The 19,453-nt window shown below is 68.7% G+C and carries 21 protein-coding genes; 11 read left to right on the plus strand and 10 right to left on the minus strand.

Features of this window, described 5'->3' with window-relative positions; genetic code table 11:
* The 3 genes from ACTOWL_RS17630 to ACTOWL_RS17640 form a co-directional block, all read right to left on the minus strand.
* The coding region (locus ACTOWL_RS17630) for a hypothetical protein (protein ID WP_441322564.1) at window positions 1–443 on the minus strand (443 nt) is incomplete at its 3' end.
* Between the two features lie 286 nt (window positions 444–729).
* Window positions 730–1,113, minus strand: coding sequence for a hypothetical protein (locus tag ACTOWL_RS17635; RefSeq protein ID WP_441322565.1), 384 nt, complete (start codon window positions 1,111–1,113; stop codon window positions 730–732).
* Window positions 1,114–1,177: 64 nt separating this feature from the next.
* Window positions 1,178–2,098: a LysR family transcriptional regulator gene (locus ACTOWL_RS17640; RefSeq protein ID WP_441322566.1), complete on the minus strand. Its 921-nt coding sequence runs from the start codon at window positions 2,096–2,098 to the stop codon at window positions 1,178–1,180.
* Between the two features lie 231 nt (window positions 2,099–2,329).
* Here ACTOWL_RS17640 and ACTOWL_RS17645 point away from each other — a divergent pair, with 231 nt between their 5' ends.
* From ACTOWL_RS17645 to ACTOWL_RS17670, 6 genes are all read left to right on the plus strand, one after another.
* Complete coding sequence (locus tag ACTOWL_RS17645) at window positions 2,330–3,058, plus strand: LamB/YcsF family protein (protein WP_441322567.1); 729 nt, start codon at window positions 2,330–2,332, stop codon at window positions 3,056–3,058.
* A 10-nt stretch (window positions 3,059–3,068) separates the two neighbouring features.
* Entirely contained in the window at window positions 3,069–4,427 is a 1,359-nt protein-coding gene (locus tag ACTOWL_RS17650; RefSeq protein WP_441322568.1) for an acetyl-CoA carboxylase biotin carboxylase subunit, read from the plus strand.
* A gap of 31 nt (window positions 4,428–4,458) precedes the next feature.
* Window positions 4,459–5,328 carry a 5-oxoprolinase subunit B family protein gene (locus ACTOWL_RS17655; RefSeq protein WP_441322569.1) on the plus strand — a complete coding sequence of 290 codons (870 nt, stop codon included), beginning with the start codon at window positions 4,459–4,461 and terminating at the stop codon, window positions 5,326–5,328.
* 10 nt (window positions 5,329–5,338) lie between these two features.
* Complete coding sequence (locus ACTOWL_RS17660; RefSeq protein WP_441322570.1) at window positions 5,339–6,313, plus strand: biotin-dependent carboxyltransferase family protein; 975 nt, start codon at window positions 5,339–5,341, stop codon at window positions 6,311–6,313.
* 159 nt (window positions 6,314–6,472) lie between these two features.
* Window positions 6,473–6,691: an acetyl-CoA carboxylase biotin carboxyl carrier protein subunit gene (locus ACTOWL_RS17665; protein WP_441322571.1), complete on the plus strand. Its 219-nt coding sequence runs from the start codon at window positions 6,473–6,475 to the stop codon at window positions 6,689–6,691.
* A 113-nt stretch (window positions 6,692–6,804) separates the two neighbouring features.
* A complete protein-coding gene (locus tag ACTOWL_RS17670; RefSeq protein WP_441322572.1) occupies window positions 6,805–7,125 on the plus strand; it encodes a MocE family 2Fe-2S type ferredoxin in 321 nt (106 codons plus the stop codon).
* 16 nt (window positions 7,126–7,141) lie between these two features.
* Here the strand turns inward: ACTOWL_RS17670 and ACTOWL_RS17675 are convergent, their stop codons facing one another.
* From ACTOWL_RS17675 to ACTOWL_RS17705, 7 genes are all read right to left on the minus strand, one after another.
* On the minus strand, window positions 7,142–7,762 hold the full coding sequence (locus tag ACTOWL_RS17675; protein ID WP_441322573.1) for a cupin domain-containing protein: 621 nt from the start codon (window positions 7,760–7,762) through the stop codon (window positions 7,142–7,144).
* A 205-nt stretch (window positions 7,763–7,967) separates the two neighbouring features.
* A complete protein-coding gene (locus tag ACTOWL_RS17680; RefSeq protein ID WP_441322574.1) occupies window positions 7,968–9,611 on the minus strand; it encodes a phytoene desaturase family protein in 1,644 nt (547 codons plus the stop codon).
* An 8-nt stretch (window positions 9,612–9,619) separates the two neighbouring features.
* On the minus strand, window positions 9,620–10,699 hold the full coding sequence (locus ACTOWL_RS17685) for an aromatic ring-hydroxylating oxygenase subunit alpha (RefSeq protein ID WP_441322575.1): 1,080 nt from the start codon (window positions 10,697–10,699) through the stop codon (window positions 9,620–9,622).
* Entirely contained in the window at window positions 10,696–11,493 is a 798-nt protein-coding gene (locus tag ACTOWL_RS17690) for an ABC transporter permease (RefSeq protein WP_441322576.1), read from the minus strand. Before ACTOWL_RS17690 ends, ACTOWL_RS17685 begins: the two co-directional genes overlap by 4 nt.
* Window positions 11,493–12,374, minus strand: coding sequence for an ABC transporter permease (locus ACTOWL_RS17695; protein WP_441322577.1), 882 nt, complete (start codon window positions 12,372–12,374; stop codon window positions 11,493–11,495). Before ACTOWL_RS17695 ends, ACTOWL_RS17690 begins: the two co-directional genes overlap by 1 nt.
* Before the next feature lie 3 nt (window positions 12,375–12,377).
* The gene (locus ACTOWL_RS17700; RefSeq protein ID WP_441322578.1) at window positions 12,378–13,484 is read right to left on the minus strand and encodes an extracellular solute-binding protein; all 1,107 of its coding nucleotides are present in this window, start codon (window positions 13,482–13,484) and stop codon (window positions 12,378–12,380) included.
* A gap of 18 nt (window positions 13,485–13,502) precedes the next feature.
* Entirely contained in the window at window positions 13,503–14,645 is a 1,143-nt protein-coding gene (locus tag ACTOWL_RS17705; RefSeq protein WP_441322579.1) for an ABC transporter ATP-binding protein, read from the minus strand.
* A 266-nt stretch (window positions 14,646–14,911) separates the two neighbouring features.
* Between ACTOWL_RS17705 and ACTOWL_RS17710 the strand changes: the two genes are divergently transcribed.
* The 5 genes from ACTOWL_RS17710 to ACTOWL_RS17730 all read left to right on the plus strand — a co-directional run bounded on the left by ACTOWL_RS17710 (window position 14,912) and on the right by ACTOWL_RS17730 (window position 19,449).
* Window positions 14,912–15,799: a hypothetical protein gene (locus ACTOWL_RS17710; protein WP_441322580.1), complete on the plus strand. Its 888-nt coding sequence runs from the start codon at window positions 14,912–14,914 to the stop codon at window positions 15,797–15,799.
* A 114-nt stretch (window positions 15,800–15,913) separates the two neighbouring features.
* Complete coding sequence (locus ACTOWL_RS17715) at window positions 15,914–16,849, plus strand: LysR family transcriptional regulator (RefSeq protein ID WP_441322581.1); 936 nt, start codon at window positions 15,914–15,916, stop codon at window positions 16,847–16,849.
* Window positions 16,850–16,933: 84 nt separating this feature from the next.
* Window positions 16,934–18,022, plus strand: a complete 1,089-nt coding sequence (locus tag ACTOWL_RS17720) for a 4-oxalomesaconate tautomerase (RefSeq protein ID WP_441322582.1) — start codon at window positions 16,934–16,936, stop codon at window positions 18,020–18,022.
* Between the two features lie 15 nt (window positions 18,023–18,037).
* Window positions 18,038–18,763 (plus strand): PIG-L deacetylase family protein, encoded by a 726-nt coding sequence (locus ACTOWL_RS17725; protein ID WP_441322583.1) that lies wholly within the window; start codon window positions 18,038–18,040, stop codon window positions 18,761–18,763.
* On the plus strand, window positions 18,760–19,449 hold the full coding sequence (locus tag ACTOWL_RS17730; RefSeq protein ID WP_441322584.1) for a 4-carboxy-4-hydroxy-2-oxoadipate aldolase/oxaloacetate decarboxylase: 690 nt from the start codon (window positions 18,760–18,762) through the stop codon (window positions 19,447–19,449). Before ACTOWL_RS17725 ends, ACTOWL_RS17730 begins: the two co-directional genes overlap by 4 nt.
* Window positions 19,450–19,453 lie beyond the last annotated feature (4 nt).

Consider the following 19,453-nt stretch of genomic DNA (forward strand, 5'->3'; position numbering starts at 1 on the left):
CGGATAGCGCTTGGTCTTCTTTGCGATCTCGGCCATCCGGCCACGGCTCTGTTCCGTCCACATCCATAGCTTGAATCATATCCTCGCTCGCCGAGAAAGCCCCCATCCGCAATTTCCAAACGGTCTCTTACATATTCCGTCATCCAGCGAATTCGGCTCCTGAAGCTTGGACTGCGGGAAATCAAGGAAGCCAGACACGCTGCAAGCGAGGCATGCTGCTTATCTGTTACAGCTATAGGAGAAAGCCTCTCCACCAGATCGTCATCACTCGGCGGTATTGGTGATGAAAGTTTTTGGAGCCACTCAACAAATTCCGGAAACTTCCCATCCGCGTCGCTAAAACTATCTTCAAATGAGAGATCAAAAAAGGTTGGATGCTCGGCCATTTTTACATAGTTGTTGTTATTTATAGCTCCGAAATTTTCCGGAAAAGATCGACTCATCTCACCTTTGCATGAAACTTGAAGTACGTGCCCGCTATCGTCTGCCCAAAACTTTGAGAGACCACGGGGCCACCAATGGTGCAAACCACTTCCCTGCCTCTTCATCTCGCCCACCCTATTCCAGAGATATTATTATCTGAGTTATCGATTGCAGCAGCCACGTAAAAGCGCAAAAGCGGTTCAACTCCCAGTGCGTAGGTTGGGTTCGCTATCGGCGAACCCAACATTTCGATTCTGGGGTACCCACGATTGTTGGGTTCGCGAAGTGCGAACCCAACCTACGAACCTACACAGCTCTGATCTGGCTAAGCTTGACCCAAACCCACTCCGGATATCGATCATCATCAGACCAAATCTCTACATGGGTTCGGCCTGCCGTTACGGGCACATTGATATATCGAAACAGGTTGCTATCGCTCACGCTGAGAATGCCACTCGGCGTGGTTATAGATCCGGAAAACAGCTTTCTTCCTGCTCTATCGCAATCAGCATCTGTCACAACAACAGTTGACACTCCATCGACATAAGACAAAACCCAAAAGCAGATGCAGCTGTCGGTTGCCGTAACAAACGCCCTGCCCGTATCGGAGGGAACGGCCTCGCGAATATCCGGATCGGAAAGGAACAGGACGGGATACTGCGTCGTCGCCTGCATTTGGAACGTCGTCATGCTGGCCCTCCCATAGGGCGAAGCGTATCCGGCGAATCTGCAGCTTTCCACCCTGCCCCGACGATCACGCGCCGACACCCCCCGCTGCCGGCAGGTGGAACGCCAGCCCGAGATGGTCGCGGAAGGCGCGGACGGCGGGGGTCATCGCCAGGTCGCGCTTCCAGGCCAGGCCGGCATCCATGGTCGGCACCGGCTCGGCCAGGGCGCGCTTCTCGATCCGCTGGCCGTCCAGCGACCAGGGGCGGTAGACCATGTCGGACAGGATCGTCACCCCCATCCCGGCCGCGACCATGGAGCGGACCGCCTCGACCGAGGAGGTCTGGAAGATCACGGTCGGCTGGTGCGGCGTGCGCTCCCAGTAGCGCTTGGCGGTGAAGGCGGCCTCGTCCACCGTCAGCATGATGTAGGGCTGGCGCGCCACATCGGCCAGCGACACGCGCTCCTGCTTCTGCAGCGGGTGGTCGACCGGCAGCCAGAGATGGCGGGCGGAGCGGAACAGCGTCTCTGCCGCGATCTGGTCGGTGTTCTCCAGGTTCGAGGTCAGCATCACCGCGAGGTCGAGCTCGTCGCGCACCAGCCCGTCCTCGATCGCGGTGCGGTGCGCCTCGCGCAGTTCCACCGTCACCTGCGGATAGGCGCGGCGGAAGCGGGCCAAATAGGGCGGCAGGAAGTAGCCGGCGACGGTGTAGGTGACGCCGACCCGCACCCGGCCCTCGACCGGCGCGGCGTCGCCGGAGACGCGCATCGCCTCGGCCACCGCCGCCGCGATCGCCCGGGCCTGCGGCAGGAAGCGCCCGCCCTCATGGGTCAGCGACACGCCGCTGGCGTGGCGGAACAGCAGCCGGGTGCCGAGCAGGTCCTCGAGCTGGCGGATCGCCGCCGTGACCGCCGATTGCGAGACGTTCAGCTCCACCGCCGCCTGGCTGATCTGGCCCAGCTCCGCCGCGGCGATGAAGTAGCGGACCTGGCGAAAAGAGAAGCTCAACCGATTCCTACAACCTGAGGTCGAGCGATATCGGAAAACCAGATATCGATCTGAAGAAGATACTATTTCACAGGGCCGCGCCGCAGCGCAATGATGAGGCAACAACCGGCCCGGACCCGAACGGCATCGCCTTCGGCCAAGCGGCCGGATCCAGACAGAGAGGCCTCCATGCGCGTTCCGCGCCCCGGCACCGCTTTGCCCTGCCCTTCCCTCTGACCAGGCGAGCCCCGCATGACCGAGATCAACTGCGACATGGGCGAGGGCTTCGGCCTGTACCGGATGGGCGACGACGACGCGCTGATGCCGCTGATCTCGGTCGCCAATGTCGCCTGCGGCTTCCATGCCTCCGACTTCAACCACATGCGCCGCACCGTGCAGCTGGCCAGCAAGCACGGCGTGCGGGTCGGCGCCCATCCGTCGCTGCCGGACCTGCAGGGCTTCGGCCGGCGCGAGATGAAGATCGGCCGCGACGAGCTGGCCAACTGCATCATCTACCAGATCGGCGCGCTGAAGGGTTTTCTGGACGCCGAGGGCATGCGCCTGAACCACATCAAGCCGCATGGCGCGCTGTACGGCATGGCGGCGCAGCAGGAGCCGATCGCGCATGCGATCTGCGACGCCGCCGACGTGTTCCGGGTGCCGATCCTGGGCATGGCCGGGACGCTGCACGAGACGGTGTATCAGAGCCGCGGCCACCGCATGGTGTCGGAGTTCTACGCCGATCTCGACTATGGCGACGACGGCTATCTGGTGATCGTGCGGTCGCGCGGCAGCATCGACCCGAAGCGGGCGGCGGAGCGGTCGCTGCGCGCCCTGACTGAAGGCAAGGTCGCGTCCCAGGGCGGCAAGGACATCGCGGTGACGCCGGATTCGATCTGCATCCATTCCGACACGCCGAACGCGGTCGATGTGGTGCGCTCCGTGCGCGACGCCATCGGCCCGTATCTGCGCGCGGCCTGAGGGCGGGCCGGTGAAGACGCTGCTGATCGCCAATCGCGGCGAGATCGCCTGCCGCATCATCCGCAGCGCCAAGGCGCTGGGCCTGGCCACGGTGGCAGTGCATTCCGACGCCGATGCCAAGGCGCTGCATGTCGCCCTGGCCGACCGGGCGGTGCCTATCGGCCCGTCGAAGCCGGCCGAGAGCTATCTGAAGATCGGCGAGATCCTGGACGCCGCCCGCAGCAGCGGGGCCGACGCCGTCCATCCCGGCTATGGCTTCCTGGCCGAGAACGAAGGCTTCGCCCGGGCGGTGGCCGAGGCCGGGCTGACCTGGGTCGGGCCGACGCCGGAGTCGATCGAGGCGATGGGCGACAAGGCCCGCGCCCGCTCGTTGGCCGAGGCCGCCGGCGTGCCGGTGCTGCCCGGCAGCAGGCGCTTCGCCGAGGGCGAGCTGGAGGGCATCGAGGCGGCCGGCGACACGGTCGGCTATCCGCTGCTGGTGAAGGCCTCGGCCGGCGGCGGCGGCATCGGCATGCGGGTGGTCGACGCACCGGCGGATCTGCGCAAGGTGGCGGACTCGACCCAGGGCATGGCGGCGCGCAGCTTCGGCGACGGCGCCGTGTTCCTGGAGCGCTATGTCCGCAACGCCCGGCATGTCGAGGTCCAGGTGTTCGGCTTCGGCGACGGCCGGGCGATCCATCTGTTCGAGCGCGAATGCTCGGTGCAGCGGCGGTTCCAGAAGATCGTGGAGGAGAGCCCCTCCCCCGGCATCTCCGCCGCCACCCGGGCCCGGATGACGACGGCGGCGGTGGCCCTGGCCGCGGCGGTGCGCTATAGCGGCGCCGGCACCATGGAGTTCGTGGTCGATGCCGACAGCGAGGCGTTCTTCTTCCTGGAGATGAACACCCGCATCCAGGTCGAGCACCCGGTGACCGAGGCGGTGACCGGCCTGGACCTGGTGGCGCTGCAGCTGCGCCTCGCCGCCGGCGAGGATCTTTCGCTGCGGCAGGAGGACATCCGCCAGCAGGGCCACGCCATCGAATGCCGGCTCTATGCCGAGAACCCGGCGAAGATGTTCCTGCCGCAGCCCGGCACGCTGGCGCGGCTGGCGCTGCCGGAAGGGATGGCGGGCATCCGCGTCGACACCGGGGTGCGCCAGGGCGATACGGTGACGCCGTTCTACGACCCGATGATCGCCAAGATCATCGCCCATGGCCCGGACCGCGCCGCCGCCGTCGACCGGATGCTGGCGGCGCTGGAGCGGGTCGAGGTCGAGGGGCTGGTGGCCAACGCGCCGTTCCTGGCGCGCGTGATCGGCCACCCCGCCTTCCGCGCAGGCCGCACCACCACGAGCTTCGTCGACACTTACAAGGCCGCGCTGATCGGCTGACCAGGAAGACAGGGCAGGCAGGGAGACAGGGATGATCTACGAGACGCCGGCATTCCGGCCCGGGGGCGACCGGTACATGCTGATCGAGTTCGGCAACGAGATGAATCTCGAGCTGAACTTCATGGCCCAGGGCCTGGCCACCGCCATCGCCGAGCAGAAGACCAAGGGGGTGATCGAGACCGCGCCCTGCTTCGCCTCGATGCTGATCCATTACGAGCCGGACGAGATCTCCTACGCCGACCTGTCGCGCGAGCTGGAGCGGCTGATCGCCGCCCTGGGCCCGTCCGACGACATCGAGCTGGAGAGCCGGATCTTCTACTTCCCGACGGTGTATCTCGACCCCTGGACGCGGGACTGCGTGCAGGACTACATCGTCAAGATCGCGCCGAAGCAGACCGACCCGGAATTCGTGGCCGAGCTGAACGGACTGACGGACGTCGCCCAGTTCGTCCGGGTCCATTCCGGCACCGAATACTGGGTGGCGGCGCTGGGCTTCTGGCCCGGCCTGCCCTTCATGATGGCGCTGGACCCGCGCTGCAAGCTGACCGCGCCCAAGTACAACCCGCCGCGGACCTGGACGCCGAAGGGCACGGTCGGGATGGGCGGCGCCTCGACCGCGATCTATCCGGAGCACCTGCCCGGCGGCTACCAGATCTTCGGCCGCATCCCGGTGCCGATCTGGGACCCGGAGAAGCGCTTCGACGTGTTCACGGAGTCGATCTGCCTGTTCCGCCCCGGCGACCGGGTGAAGTTCGTGCCCTGCACGGTCGAGGAGTTCGAGGAGGCGGAGCGGCGCGTCGCCGACGGCAGCTACGTCTACAATGTGGTGGAATACCAGAAGTTCTCCGTCCGCCAGTACAAGCGCTGGGTCGGGTCGCTCGACCTCGCCCGCCGGTTCTGAGGAGGCCCGCATGCTCGAAGTGATCAAGCCGGGGCTCGAGACCTCGGTACAGGACTGGCCGGGCCGGATCGGCTTCTGGAACCAGGGCTTCCCGCCCTCCGGGCCGATGGATTCCTGGTCCTTCCGCCTGGCCAATGTGCTGGTCGGCAACGCGCCCGGCGCGGCCGGGCTGGAGTGCCAGTTCCTGGGCCCGACGCTGAAATTCCAGCGCGACGGCGTGGTCGCCGTGACCGGCGCCGACATGCAGGCGGCGCTGGATGGCGAGCCGCTGCCGATGTGGCAGTCGGTGGCGGTCAAGGCCGGCCAGACCCTGGCCATGGCCTTCGCCCGCACCGGCGCCCGCACCTATGTCGCCGTGGCCGGGGGGATCGAGACCGAGCCCTGGCTGGGCGCCCGCGCCACCTTCCACAAGGCCGGGGTCGGCGGCATGAACGGCCGGGCGATCAAGGAGGGCCAGTCGGTGCCGGTGGCCGAAGCCGCGGGCAAGCCGGGGCGCCGGGTGAAGGCCGAGGCACGGCCGGAGTTCGCCAAGGAGAAGCGCTGGACCGTCGAGGTGGTGGCCGGGCCGAACGACGACTGGGTCGACGCCGCCGGGCATGAGCGCTTCCTGTCCGCCGACTGGAAGCTGTCGGCCAAGTCCGACCGCACCGGCTTCCGCCTGGACGGGCCGCAATGGAGCTTCGCCGACAAGGCGACGGACAAGGCGCCGGAGCACGGGTCGCTGCCGTCCAACATCATCGACCAGGGCTATCCGCTGGGCGCCATCAACCTGGCCGGGCAGACGCCGATCATCCTGGTCAATGACGGCCCGTCGATGGGCGGCTTCATCAACCCCTACACCGTGCCGCAGGCCGCGTTCTGGAAACTGGGCCAGTCGCGGCCGGGCGAGATCTACAACTTCAAGGCGGTCTCGGTCGACGAGGCCCAGGCCATGGCCCGCCGGCTGCGCGAGCTGTGCAGTGAGGCATCGATCGAGACCGTGTGAGAGCGCAGGCGCCGGGGCCAGTCCCGGCTGTTCATTTTCCTGTCATTGCCGGGCTTGACCCGGCAATCCAGGGCCGCCCGAGCAGCTCTTCGTGGCCCCTGGATCACCGGGTCAAGCCCGGTGATGACAAAGAGAAACCATCTGACGACAGGGAAGACCATGGCGACCGAAGTGAAGACCCAGACCGCGGGCAACATGTGGAAGGTGCTGGTCAAGCCCGGCGACACGGTGGCGGCCGGCGACACGCTGTTCGTCATGGAGGTGATGAAGATGGAGGTGCCGCATGAGGCGCCGGTCGCCGGCACCGTCACCGCCGTCAATGTCGACGAAGGCGCCGAGGGGCTGGATGCCGACGAGACCGTCGTGGTGATCGACTGACGCGGCTGCCGCCCGTTTTGCGGCGGCCACCGATCGATGCCATCATCCCTGCATTGGGAGGACCGAACAGGCCGCACCGGCCAAGTGACACGCATCGACGAGGGAGGAGAGACATGACCGGGGAGGTCTGGATCGACGCCTGCGCGACGGACGACATCGAGCCGGAGGATGTGATCCGCTTCGACCATGGCGGCCGCACCTTCGCCATCTACCGCACCGAGGACGACCGCTACTTCGCCACCGACGCGCTGTGCACGCATGAATACGCGCTGCTGTCCGACGGGCTGGTGATGGGCACGATCATCGAGTGCCCGCTGCACAACGGCCGCTTCGACTTCACCACCGGCGAGGCCAAGGGCGCCCCGGTCGTCGAGGATCTGCAGACCTATCCGGTGAAGGTGGAGGGCGGCCGGGTCCATCTCCGGCTCGACTGACGGACGGCGCCGCGGCTCAGAAGCTGGGCGGGGTGATCGCCCAGATCACCTGGGTGATGCCGGGGCCCGGGTTGCGGTAGCGGTGCGGCCGGGTGCTGGCGAGGGCGAAGCTGTCGCCCGCGCCCAGCACGTAGAGCTTCTCGTCGACCCACAGCTCCAGCGCGCCGGACAGGATGAAGGCGGCCTCCTCGCCCTCATGGGTGTAGCTGTCGGCGCTGCCGGCGCCGGGCTGGATGGTGCACAGCAGCAGCTCCAGCTTGCCGTCGAGATTGGGCACCAGCAGCTCGTCGGTCAGGCCCAGCCCGCCCATGTCCAGCACCTTGCGCCGGCCGGCACGGACCACGACCCGGTCCTCGTCGTCGCGCGGGGTCGGGTCGCGGAAGAACCAGCCGATGGTCACGCCCATGGCGCTGCTGATCAGCTGGAGCTGGCGGATCGTCGGCGTCGACAGGCCGCGCTCGACCTGCGAGAGGTGGCCGACCGACAGGCCGGTGGTGGCGGCCAGCCTGGTCAGGGTCAGGCCGCGCTGCTGCCGCAGCTCGCGGATCTGCGGCCCGATCGTGTCGACCGGGTCGCCGGAGGACGGATCGGACTCCGCCACCCGCAGCTCCGGATCGCTGTTCTCGCCTTCGGTCATCGTCCGTCTCTCCAGCAGATCGGCCTGCCGCCGTCCGCCTCAGATTGCCTCTCCCGCCTGGCGGGAGAGGTCGGGCGTCCGCAGGACGACCGGGTGAGGGCTGGCCCCGGCCTCGACAAAGAACCCTCACCCGGAGCCGCTTCGCGTCTCCGACCTCTCCCGCAAGCGGGAGAGGCAACGCGCAGGAGCCGTCCGTCCATCCGCCTCACGCCCGTCGGGCCTTGACGTCGCGCAGGATCTCGCGCGCCGCGTTGTGGCCCGGGATGCCGGAGACGCCGCCGCCCGGATGCATCGACGAGCCGCAGATGTAAAGCCCCCGGAACGGCGTGCGGTAATCGGCATAGCCGGAGACCGGGCGCTGGAAGAACAGCTGGTCGGTCGACAGCTCGCCATGGAAGATGTGGCCCTGCGGCAGGGCGACGATGCGCTCGATGTCCGGCGCCACCAGCAGCTGGGCCTCGATCACGTCGTTGGAGAAGCCGGGGGCGTATTCCTCGATCGTGTCGAACACGGTCTTGCGGAAATTCTCCTTCTCCGTCGCCCAGTCGCCGCCCTTCAGCGTGTAGGGGGCGTGGCCGCCGAACAGGTTGACGACATGCTTGCCGGGCGGGGCCAGGCTGTCGTCGACGATGGTCGGCACCACCGGGGTCAGGAACGGCCGGCTGGAGTACCAGCCGTACTTCGCGTCGTCATAGGCCCGTTCGAGATAGTCGATGTCGGGCGCGATGTGCATGTAGGTCGGGTAGCTGAAATTGCCCAGCGCGCCGTCGGCCTTGACCTTGTCCAGGATGCGGTATTGCGGCGGCCGCTCGCAGGCGATGTTCATCTTGAAGGCGGTGGAGAAGCTGCGGTAGCCGCGGATCTCGCGCAGCACCTCGGCCGGCAGATGCGCCTCGCCGATCATGTCGAGATACAGCGTCTTGGCGCTGGCGTTGGAGACGATGATCCGGGCCGAATAGGTGTCGCCCTTGGTCGTCGTCACCGCCGTGGCGCGGTCGCCGGTCAGCCGCACCTCCTGGATCTCCGCCTCGGTGACATGGTCGACGCCGACGGTCCGGCCGTAGGAGGCCAGCGCCTGGGTGATCGCGCCCATGCCGCCCTTGATGAAGCCCCAGCCGCCCGCGCCCTCATGCTCGCCCATGATGTGGTGCATGATGACGTAGGCCGAGCCGGGGGTCTTCGGTCCGGCGAAGGTGCCGATCGAGGCGTAATAGGCCAGGACCGCCATCACCCGGTCGTCCTCGAACCATTCGCGCAGGAAGTCGTAGGCGCTCATGCTCAGCATGTCGGCGACCCGGTACATCTTGCGGCCGATCTTGCGGTGCCGCCACAGCAGGGACGCGCCGTCGCGGAAGCCGCGCCAGTCGCGCCGGGCCGGGTCGACCGGCGTCTCCCACAACAGCTTGCGCACGATCTGCGCCGCCTCCTGCAGGTAGCGGTCGAATTCGGGATAGATCGCGGCGTCCTTCTTCGAGAACTTGGCGAAACTGGCCTGGGTCTTGGCCATGTCGTCGGAGAAGACGATGTAGTCGTCGTTCGACACCGGCGAGACCATGTCCGAGCAGGGCAGCACCTCCAGCCCATGCTGCTTCAACTGGAAGTCGCGAATGATGCGCGGGTGCAGCAGGCTCATCAGGTAGGAGAAGATCGAGGCGCGGAAGCCGGGCGCGATCTCCTCGGTCACCGCGGCGCCGCCGAGGACCTTACGGCGCTCCAGCACCAGCACCTTGAGCCCGGAGCGGGCGAGGTAGTTGGCGCAGACCAGGCCGTTGTGGCCGGCGCCGATGATGATGGCGTCGTAGCGCTTGGCCGCCGCCGCGCCATTGGGCTGGGAAGAAATGGTGGTCATCGTTCTCTCTATTCGGCGGCGGCGCGGTGGGCCGGGGCGGGATGGTCGGCCATGCCGCGGCGGACCATGTCCTGGAAGGCGTGCACGGCGTGCTCGTGCTTGGGCGACAGCGGCCCGCGCTGGTAGATGCCGGCGTTCAGGTTGCGCTGCACCCCGGTGATGATGTCGAGGTCCTCGCTGACGATCTGGGCCGACCATTCGATCGAACGCTGGCTCTCCTCCGTCTTTTCGGGGGAAACATCGGTGAAGAAGTACCAGTTGATGTGGCGCAGCCTGCCGGCGCCCAGCGGCTCCAGCGTCGCGATCGAGCTGCCCCAGTCGTACAGGTTCAGCATCAGGAACGGGAAGCGGTAGAAATAGACGCCGCGGGTCAGCCCGCCATCCCGCTTCGGCGCGTGCAGGTGGAACATCTCGTCATGCACATCGATGCTGTAGCGCTCCATGTCCAAGGACGCGCACAGGCCGGGATGCATGGTCCGGCAGTGGTAGCATTCGAGGTAGTTCTCGCCATAGGTCTTCCAGTCGACCTCGCAGTCACGGTTTTTCTCGGCGAACCAGTGCTGCTGCTCGAGCGGATAGTCGGCGGCCAGGGCGTCGATCGGCCCCAGCCAGTCGCGCAGCCCCTCCCCATCCTGTGCGATGCGCAGGAAGACCAGGCCGCGCCACTCTTCCGCGGCGATGCGGAACAGGCCCCATTCGGCCGGATCGAAGGCGGGGGCGGAGCCGAAATCGGGCGACCGTTTCAGCTTGCCGTCCAGCGTGTAGCTCCAGCTGTGATAGGGGCAGACCACCAGCCGCGGGCACTGCCCCTCCGGCTTGGTCAGCAGCTGGGCGCCGCGGTGGCGGCAGACATTGTGGAAGGCGCGGACCTGCCCGTCCTCTCCCCGGATGGCGAAGACCGGATAGCCGGCGACCGTGCCGGTGACGTAGTCGCCCGGATTGCGCAGCCGGGCGGCCCAGGTGAACAGCATCCAGTGCCGGGCGAAGATGCTTTGGCGCTCGGCCTCGTAGCGCTCCGGGTCGCGGTACCAGGCGGCCGGCAGGGTCCAGGTGAAGCCGTCCGGCGCGGCCGGGTTCGTCAACGTCATGGCGCAACCTCTCGGTCGGTCGCCGCCGGCTCGCGACCGGCGCGCAGGATCTGCAGGATCACCAGCAGCAGGGTGACGGCGAACAGCACCGTCGCCGCCGCCGCGATGGTCGGGTCCACCCGCTCGTTGATGCCGTCCCACATCTTGCGCGGCAGGGTGTAGACGGCGCGGGCGGCGATGAAGAGGGTGACCACGATCTCGTCCCAGGAGGTCAGGAAGGCGAAGACCCCGCCGGCCAGGATGCCGGGCAGGATCTGCGGCAGGATCACCCAGCGGATGGTCTGGGACTGGGAGGCGCCGAGCGAGCGCGACGCCTGGTCCTGGCGCGGGTCGACCGAGGCCAGCGCGGCCGACACCGTGACCAGGACATAGGGCGCGGCCAGCAGCGTGTGGGCCAGGATCACCCCGGCGAAGCTGTCGAGGAGACCGATGCCGGCGAAGAAGCGGTAGAAGGCGAGCGCGGAGACCACCGGCGGCACGATCAGCGGCGCCAGGGCCAGCATCCGCGCGAATTCGCCGAGCGCCGAGGACAGCCGCCACAGCCCGATCGCCGCCAGCGTGCCCAGCGCCACCGACAGCGCGGTGACGGCAAGACCGATGCCGAGGCTCTGCAGCATCGCCGAGCGCCACTGCTCGTCGCCGAACAGGGTCTCGTAGTGCTGGAACGAGATGCCGTCGGTCGGCAGCGACAGGTACCGGTTCGGCGTCACCGACAGCGGCATCGCCACCAGGGTCGGCAGCATCAGGAACAGCAGCACGGCCCAGCACAGGGCGACGAGGAAAGACCAGCGCATCAGGCCCCTCCCCCGAACAGCCGGCGGACATCGACGACGCGGGACAGCGCCGCGATCAGGAGCAGGACCGACAGCAGCAGCATCGAGGCCATCATGGTGCCGACGCCCCAGCGCACGGTCTGGAAGATCTGCAGCCGGACGTATTCCGCGATCATCACCACCTTGCCGCCGCCGAGGATCGCGGGCGTCACCAGGAAGCCGAGCGACAGCACGAAGACCAGGAGGCCGGCGGCGAAGATGCCGGGCAGGGACAGCGGCAGGAACACCTTGGCGAAGGTGCGCAGCGGCCCGGCGCCGAGCGAGCGCGAGGCGGCGCCGAGGGCCGGGTCGATGCCCTTCATCCCGGCATAGAGCGGCAGCACGGCGTAGGGCACCATGTAGTGCACCATGCCGACCAGCACGCCGAACTCGTTGCGCACCAGCGGCAGCGGCTCGGTGATCAGGCCGAGGCCGGCCAGCGCCCCGTTCACCAGCCCCTCGCTGCGCAAGAGCGTCAGCCAGGCGAAGGCGCGGACCAGCACCGAGACCCAGAACGGCACCAGCACGAAGGCGGTGATCCACACCCGGTGCCGCGGCGAGGCGTGCAGCATGACATAGGCGACGAGGTAGCCGAGGACCACGGCGCAGACCGTGGTCCAGGCGGCGACGCGGAAGGTGGTCCACAGCACCCGCTGCATGGCGTCGGAGTCGAGCAGCCGCTGGTAGTTGCCGAGGCCGGGCGCCGGGTCGGTGACGCTGATCCACAGGATGTTGGCCAGCGGCAGCAGGTACAGCAGCAGCAGCGCCGCCATCAGCGGCAGCACCAGCCCCCAGGCCGACGCCGGCGTGCGACGCCGGGCGACGGCTGGAGGTGCGCTGTCGAGGGCGGGCGCTGCGACCACCGCTCAGCTCGCGATCAGGTCGAGGAAGTCGTTCTGCACGGTGTCGTAGTTCTCGGCGTACCAGGCACTGTCGATCGGGATCTGCCTGCGGTAGTTCGGCTCGTAGCCGCAGTCGATCTTCTGCAGCTCGGGCGTCAGGCTGGCGCTGGCGGCCGGGTTGGCCGGGCCGTTGCCGAGCAGCTTCAGCAGCTCGACCTGCCGCTCCGGGTTCTGGGTCGAGGCGATGAAGTCGAACACCGCCGGCCCGGCCGGGTTCTTCACCAGCACCGGCAGCACGCCGGGGGCGACGATGCCGTGGTCCCAGGTCCAGGTGATCTTGCCGCCGGAATCCCGGTCCAGCACCGAGGCGCGGGTGCACCAGATCGGGCCCATCGTCACCTCGCCCTCGCGGAACAGCTGCTGGCTTTCCGCCCCGCCGCCCCACAGCAGGAACTGGTCGCGGTTGTCCTTGATGATGGCGAAGGCCTTCTGCACGTCGAGCGGGTACAGCTTGTCCGGCTCGACGCCCGACCCCAGCAGCACCGCCTCCAGCGACCCGACCAGCCATTTGTAGATCGCGCGCTTGCCCGGAAAGTCCTTGAAGTTCAGGTAGTCCTTGAAGCCGTTCGGCGTCTTGCCGCCCGTCTTCTCCACGCTGAAGGCGTTGACGGTCGAATACATGTAGGCGGCGCAGCCATATTCGAAGGTGAATTCCGGCCGCACCTTCGCCTTGTCGACCTTGGAATAGTCGTAAGGCTGGATCAGCCCTTGCTTGCTCAGGATCGGCAGGTAGAAGCCATCGGCGTCGGTGCAGTCCCACACCACATTGCCGCTCTCGATCATCGCCTTGATCGCGCCCGGCGTCGGCTCGGCGCCCAGCACCGTGACCTTGAGGCCGCTGTCCTTGGTGAAGGGGTCGCCCCAGGCCTTGCCCCAGGCCGGCACGGCGTCGCCGCCGAAATTGACCACCACCACCTCCTGCGCCGCGGCCTTGGCCGGGCCGGAGACGAGCAGCGGCGTGACGCCGAGCGCGCCGAGCGCGGCCAGGAAGCCGCGCCGGTCGAGCTGTCCTGCCGCGAACCGCTCCGCCGCGATGGCCGCGAGATCCGCGCGATATCGAGATGCCGTCATTGTAGCCCCCTGTCTGTGTCAGGCCGATCGGTCGTCGGCTTCGTCTTCGATGAGCACGGTGGCCTCCGGCGCCCAGCCGACCCAGGCGGCCGCGCCGAGGCCGAGATCCGGCGCCGCCTCCCAGGCGAAGCCGGTCGCGGTCAGCGGGCCGAAGGCGTCGGTGCCGACCACCACCTGGCGGGTGGCGCCGAGATAGGCGATGTCGAGGATGCGGCCGGGCACGCGGTTGGCCATCTCGTGCGGCTCCTGCGCCGCGACCCGCAGCTTCTCCGGCCGCAGCGCCAGCAGCACGCCGCGGCCCTCGGGCGGCGTCGATGCGCCGCGATGCAACACGGCGGCGCCGCCGGTCTCGAGCCGGATCAGCTCGCCATCGCGGCCGGCCATGCGGCCGGCGATGCAGTTGCTCTTGCCCAGGAACTCGGCGACGAAGCGGGTGTGGGGCCGTTCGTACAGCTCGTCCGGCGCGCCGGCCTGGACCAGCCGGCCGCGGTTCATCACCGCCACCCGGTCGGCCATCGACAGCGCCTCGTCCTGGTCGTGGGTGACCAGGATGAAGGTGGCGCCGAGGTCGCGGTGCAGGGTCTTCAGCTCCAGCTGCATCTCGGCCCGCAGCTGGCGGTCGAGCGCGCCGAGCGGCTCGTCGAACAGCACGATGTCGGGGTCGAACACCAAGGCGCGGGCGACGGCGACGCGCTGCTGCTGGCCGCCGGACAGCTGCCTGGGGTGGCGGTCGTCGAAGCCGTCCAGCCGCACCCGGGCGATGGCGCCGGCGACCTTCTCCGCGATCATCGCCCGCGACACGCCGCGGACCCGCAGCGGATAGGCGATGTTCTCGGCCACCGTCATGTGCGGGAACAGGGCGTAGCCCTGGAACACCATGCCGAAGTTCCGCTTCTCCGGCGGCACGGCGGTGACGTCGCGGCCGTCGACCGCGATCCGGCCGGCGCTGGGCGCGACGAAGCCGGCGATCATCATCAGCAGCGTGGTCTTGCCGGAGCCGGAGGGGCCGAGAAGGGTCAGGAACTCGCCGCCCGGGATGTCGAGCGACACGTCGTCGACGGCGCGGACCGGGCCGTAGCGGCGCGACAGCCGGGTCAGCGCCAGGCCATGCGCCCTGGCGGCGGCTCGGGGGGCTTGCGATCGGTCGGCCCGCATCAGCATCGATCCTGCCTCCTGCGATCTTTTTCATTCTTGTGAAAGAAGCCTGGCGGCGATGGCGGAACCTGTCAAGGGCCAGAAAAGGCACAGACGGGCGGCATTCTCGGTTGCTCCTGGGGTCTCGGAGCCTCTCTCGCAGGCGGACAGCTGTTTTCAATCCTGTGAAAATGCGACACCGGCTTGCCTTGTCCGCAACGGCTTCATCGACGGAACGGCGCGGCGCCCCCATCTGAATCGGCATGCAAGGAGACAGCGGGATCCTGAACCGGGTGACGATCCGGCCCGTCGCCGGCGACAAGCCGGGGATCGAGGCGCGGCTGCCCTATGACCGGGCCATGATGCAGCGGCTGATGGCGGCGTTCCCGCGCGCCCGCTGGCGCGAGGCGGAGGGGGTCTGGTTCATCCCCGGCACGACCGCTGAGCGCCGGCTGACCCGCTGGCTGGCCCAGCAACTGCCGCCCGGCGGCGACCATGCCGACGCCAAGGGCCGCGACGCCCATGACTTCGACCCGATCGAGAGCCGCTATCTCGAGATCGGCGACGAGTTGCTGGTCCGCACCCCCTATTCCCGCACCGTGGTCGAGCAGATGCACGGCATCCCCTGGTCCTGGTGGGAGGCCGAGACGCGGACCTGGCACGTGCCGTTCCGGTCCTATGACGAGCTGTGGCGGCGCTGGCCGGAGATCGAGGCCGCGGCGCGCCGCAACGAGCCGGAGGAGCGCCGCAAGCGCCGCCTGGCCGAATGGACGCCTGAGCGGCAGCGCCGCGCCGCGATCCTGGCCGCCGAGCGCCGCCATCACCGCTATCCGCTGCTGGCCGGCGACCTGCCGCCGCTGGAGCTGCCCGTGATGACCGAGCGGTTCGGCATGCTGGTGTTCACCGGGACCGACGGCGAGATCGCGGATGTCCCCGACCCGGCCGGCATCTACGCCCATGCCGACCCGGCGGCCGGCGACTATGTCTGGGTCCGCTGGCGCCGGCCCGGGCTGGAAGAGCTGATCGGCGTCTGGCCGAGCCGATCGGAGGCCGGGCCGGCGGAGCAGGCCCGCGGCTGGTGGCAGCCGACCCGCGAGGAGCTGCGCCAGGCCCGGCGGACCGCCCGCGTCCGGGAACGGCTGCAGGAGCGCCGCGGGATGAGCCCGCAGGCGGCTGTGTAGCGGCATCCATGCACCGGATCATTGGAGCCGGCGGTTTCATGCATCATCCTCATTGATCTCAGTCCGTTTCCGGCCGAGACTGCCCGCCCCTTTCCATCCGGCGCGGGGCAGCGGATGCGGATCGATTTTCTCGGCCTGGAGGCCTTTCTCAGCATCGCCAACTGGGGCAGCTTCCATCGCGCCGCCGGCCATCTGAACCTGTCGCAGACGGCGCTGAGCCACCGGCTGAAGAAGCTGGAGGAGGATCTCGGGATCAAGCTGGTGACGCGCAGCACCCGGCGCCTGTCGCTGACGCCGGCCGGGCTGGAGCTGCTGCCGACGGCGCAGAAGCTGATCGAGGAGCTGTCGACCTCGCTCGACACGCTGCGCCGCCAGGGCCGCGACCGGCAGGAGCGCATCGCCATCGGCTGCCTGCCGACCATCGCCATCCACCACCTGCCGCAGGTGCTGGCGGAGTTCCAGGCGACGCATCCGCTTCTGGCCGTGCGGGTCTACGACAATTCGGTGAGCGAGCTGACCGACCGCGTGCGCGCCGGCGAGGCGGAGTTCGCCGTCACCATCGTGTCCGCGAACCGCTGGGACCTGGACATCATCCCGCTGATAAAAGAGCCTTTCGTGCTGGTCTGTCCGGCCGGGCATCCTCTGGCCAAGCGAGAGACCGTCGACTGGCAGGACCTGGCCGGGGTGCCGCTGATCCGCATCAGCGCCCAGACCGGCAACCGGCTGCTGATCGACGACGCGCTGGCCAGCCGGCGCGAGATGATGACCTGGCGCAACGAGGTGCAGCATGTCGCCACCGCCATCGGCATGGTGGCGGCGGGGGTGGGCTGCACCGTGGTGCCGAAGCTCGGCGTCAGCACCGTCCGCGTCACCGGCGTCGCCGTGGTGGCGCTGCGCAACCCGAGCGTGACCCGCACCCTCGGCATCATCACCCGCCGCGACCATCCGCTGTCGCCGGCGGCGGAGACGCTGGCCCGCCTGGTGCAGACCCATTTCCGCCAGATCTCGCGGCGCGACGATGCCGACGAGGCAATTGCTGCAGCAAACTGATCGATCGATCATTTACTTTCATTTGTTTCATCTCCGGCCGCTCGGATAGCGTGTCGCCGGATCGAGACGCGCCAGGAGGAGGAGATGCAGGCCGGCATCCGCTGCATGCTGATGCGGGGCGGGACGTCGAAAGGCGCCTATTTCCTCGCCAGCGACCTCCCGACCGACACCGCCGCGCGCGACCGGCTGCTGCTGTCGCTGCTCGGCTCGCCCGATCCGCGCCAGATCGACGGGCTGGGCGGGGCGCATCCGCTGACCAGCAAGGTCGCCATCGTCGCGCCCGCCGCGGACCCCGCCCATGACATCGACTTCCTGTTCTGCCAGGTCGGCGTCGACAAGCCGGTGGTCGACACCACGCCGAACTGCGGCAACATCCTGGCCGGGGTCGCGCCCTTCGCCATCGAGCGCGGCCTGATCGCCGCGGGGGACCCGGAAACGCGCGTACGGGTGCGGACCGTCAACACCGGCACGGTGGCGGAGCTGACGGTGCGGACGCCCGGGGGCCGGGTGGTCTATGCCGGCGATGCGCGGATCGACGGCGTGCCGGGCACCGCCGCGCCGATCACCATCGACTTCCTCGATGCCGCCGGGTCGGTCTGCGGGGCGCTGCTGCCGACCGGCAACGCGGTCGACACCGTCGCCGGGGTCGAGGCGACGCTGATCGACAACGGCATGCCGGTGATCGTGCTGGCGGCCGCCGCCGTCGGCCGCACCGGCTATGAGCCGCGGGACGTGCTGGACCAGGACACCGAGCTGAAGGCACGGCTGGAGCAGATCCGGCGCGCCGCGGGGCCGCTGATGAAGCTCGGCGACGTCGCCGACAAGGTGGTGCCGAAGATCGCCCTGGTGGCGCCGCCGCGGGCCGGCGGCAGCCTGTGCACCCGCAGCTTCATCCCGCATGAATGCCACGCCTCGATCGGCGTCTTCGCGGCGGTGACGGTGGCCACCGCCTGCGTGCTGCCGGGGTCGCCCGCGGCGCGGCTGGCGTGGATCCCCGCCGGCCGCGACAAGACCATCAGCATCGAGCACCCGACCGGCGAGTTCACCGTGCGCATCGCCGTCGGCGGCACGGCGGAGCGTCCGATGATCGAGCGGGCCGGGCTGCTGCGCACCGCCCGCGCCCTGTTCGACGGCATCGCCTTTCCCCATGAGACGGCCCGCACGGCCGCCTGAGCATCGAGAGCGTTCATGACAGCACAAGGCAAATCCGGGCTGGTGATCACTGCCCATCCGGGCGACTTCGTCTGGCGCGCCGGCGGAGCCATCGCCCTGCACGCCCGCAAGGGCTACCGCATGAAGATCGCCTGCCTGTCCTATGGCGAGCGCGGCGAGAGCCAATGGGCCTGGAAGACCGCGGGCGTGCGGCTGGAGGACGTCAAGGCCCAGCGCCGTGCCGAGGCGGAGAAGGCGGCCGCGATCCTGGGCGCCGAGATCGAGTTCTTCGACGCCGGCGACTATCCGCTGAAGGTCACCGAGGCGGTCCTCGACCGGCTGGTCGACATCTACCGCGAGGAGAAGCCGGCCTTCGTCCTGACCCATGCGCTGGAGGACCCGTACAATTTCGACCATCCGGTGGCGGCGCATGCGGCGCAGGAGGCGCGGGTGATCGCCCAGGCCGCGGGGCACAAGCCTGATCCTTCGCGCAGCTACGCCGCCCCGCCGGTGTTCCTGTTCGAGCCGCACCAGCCCGAGCAGTGCAACTTCAAGCCGCAGGTCATCCTCAACATCGATGAGGTGTGGGAGACCAAGTTCCAGGCCTTCCAGGTGCTGGCGGCGCAGAAGCACCTCTGGGACTACTACACCCGCGTCGCCCTGAACCGCGGCGTGCAGGGCGGCCGCAATTCGGGCCGGCCGATGACCTATGGCGAGGCCTATCAGCGCCTGTTCCCGGAAGCCGTGGAGATGCTGGCATGAAGCCCGTCGTCGTCCGCAACATCCACCGGGTCGAGCCCGAAATCGCCAAGCGCCTCGCCGAATGCGGCGTCTCGACCGTGCATGAGGCCATGGGTCGGGTGGGCCTGCTGAAGACCTATATTCGGCCGGTCTGGCCCGGCACCGGGATCGCCGGCAGCGCCGTCACCGTGCTGGCCCAGCCGGGCGACAACTGGATGCTGCATGTCGCGGTCGAGCAGTGCCGGCCCGGCGACGTGCTGGTGGTGGCCTGCACCACCGACAACACCGACGGCATGTTCGGCGAGTTGCTGGCGACGTCGCTGCGGGCCCGCGGCGTGGCGGGGCTGGTGATCGACGCCGGCTGCCGCGACGTGAAGGCCCTGGCCGAGATACGCTTCCCGGTCTGGTCGCGCGCGATCTCGGCCAAGGGCACGGTCAAGGCGACGCTGGGCAGCGTCAACGTGCCGGTGGTCTGTGCCGGCGCCCAGGTCATGCCCGGGGACGCGGTCGTCGCCGATGACGACGGGGTCGTCGTCGTGCCCCGCGCCCAGGCCGCGGAGGTTGCGGCGCTGGGCGAGAAGCGCGTCGCCAATGAGGAGGAGAAGCGGGCCCGCCTCGCCGCCGGGGAGCTGGGGCTCGACATGTACAAGATGCGGGAAGCGCTGGCCGCGGCCGGGCTGACCTATGTCGACGCGCTGCCGGACTGAGCGG

This window comes from Inquilinus sp. CA228 (assembly GCF_052078665.1).
Lineage (GTDB): Bacteria > Pseudomonadota > Alphaproteobacteria > DSM-16000 > Inquilinaceae > Inquilinus.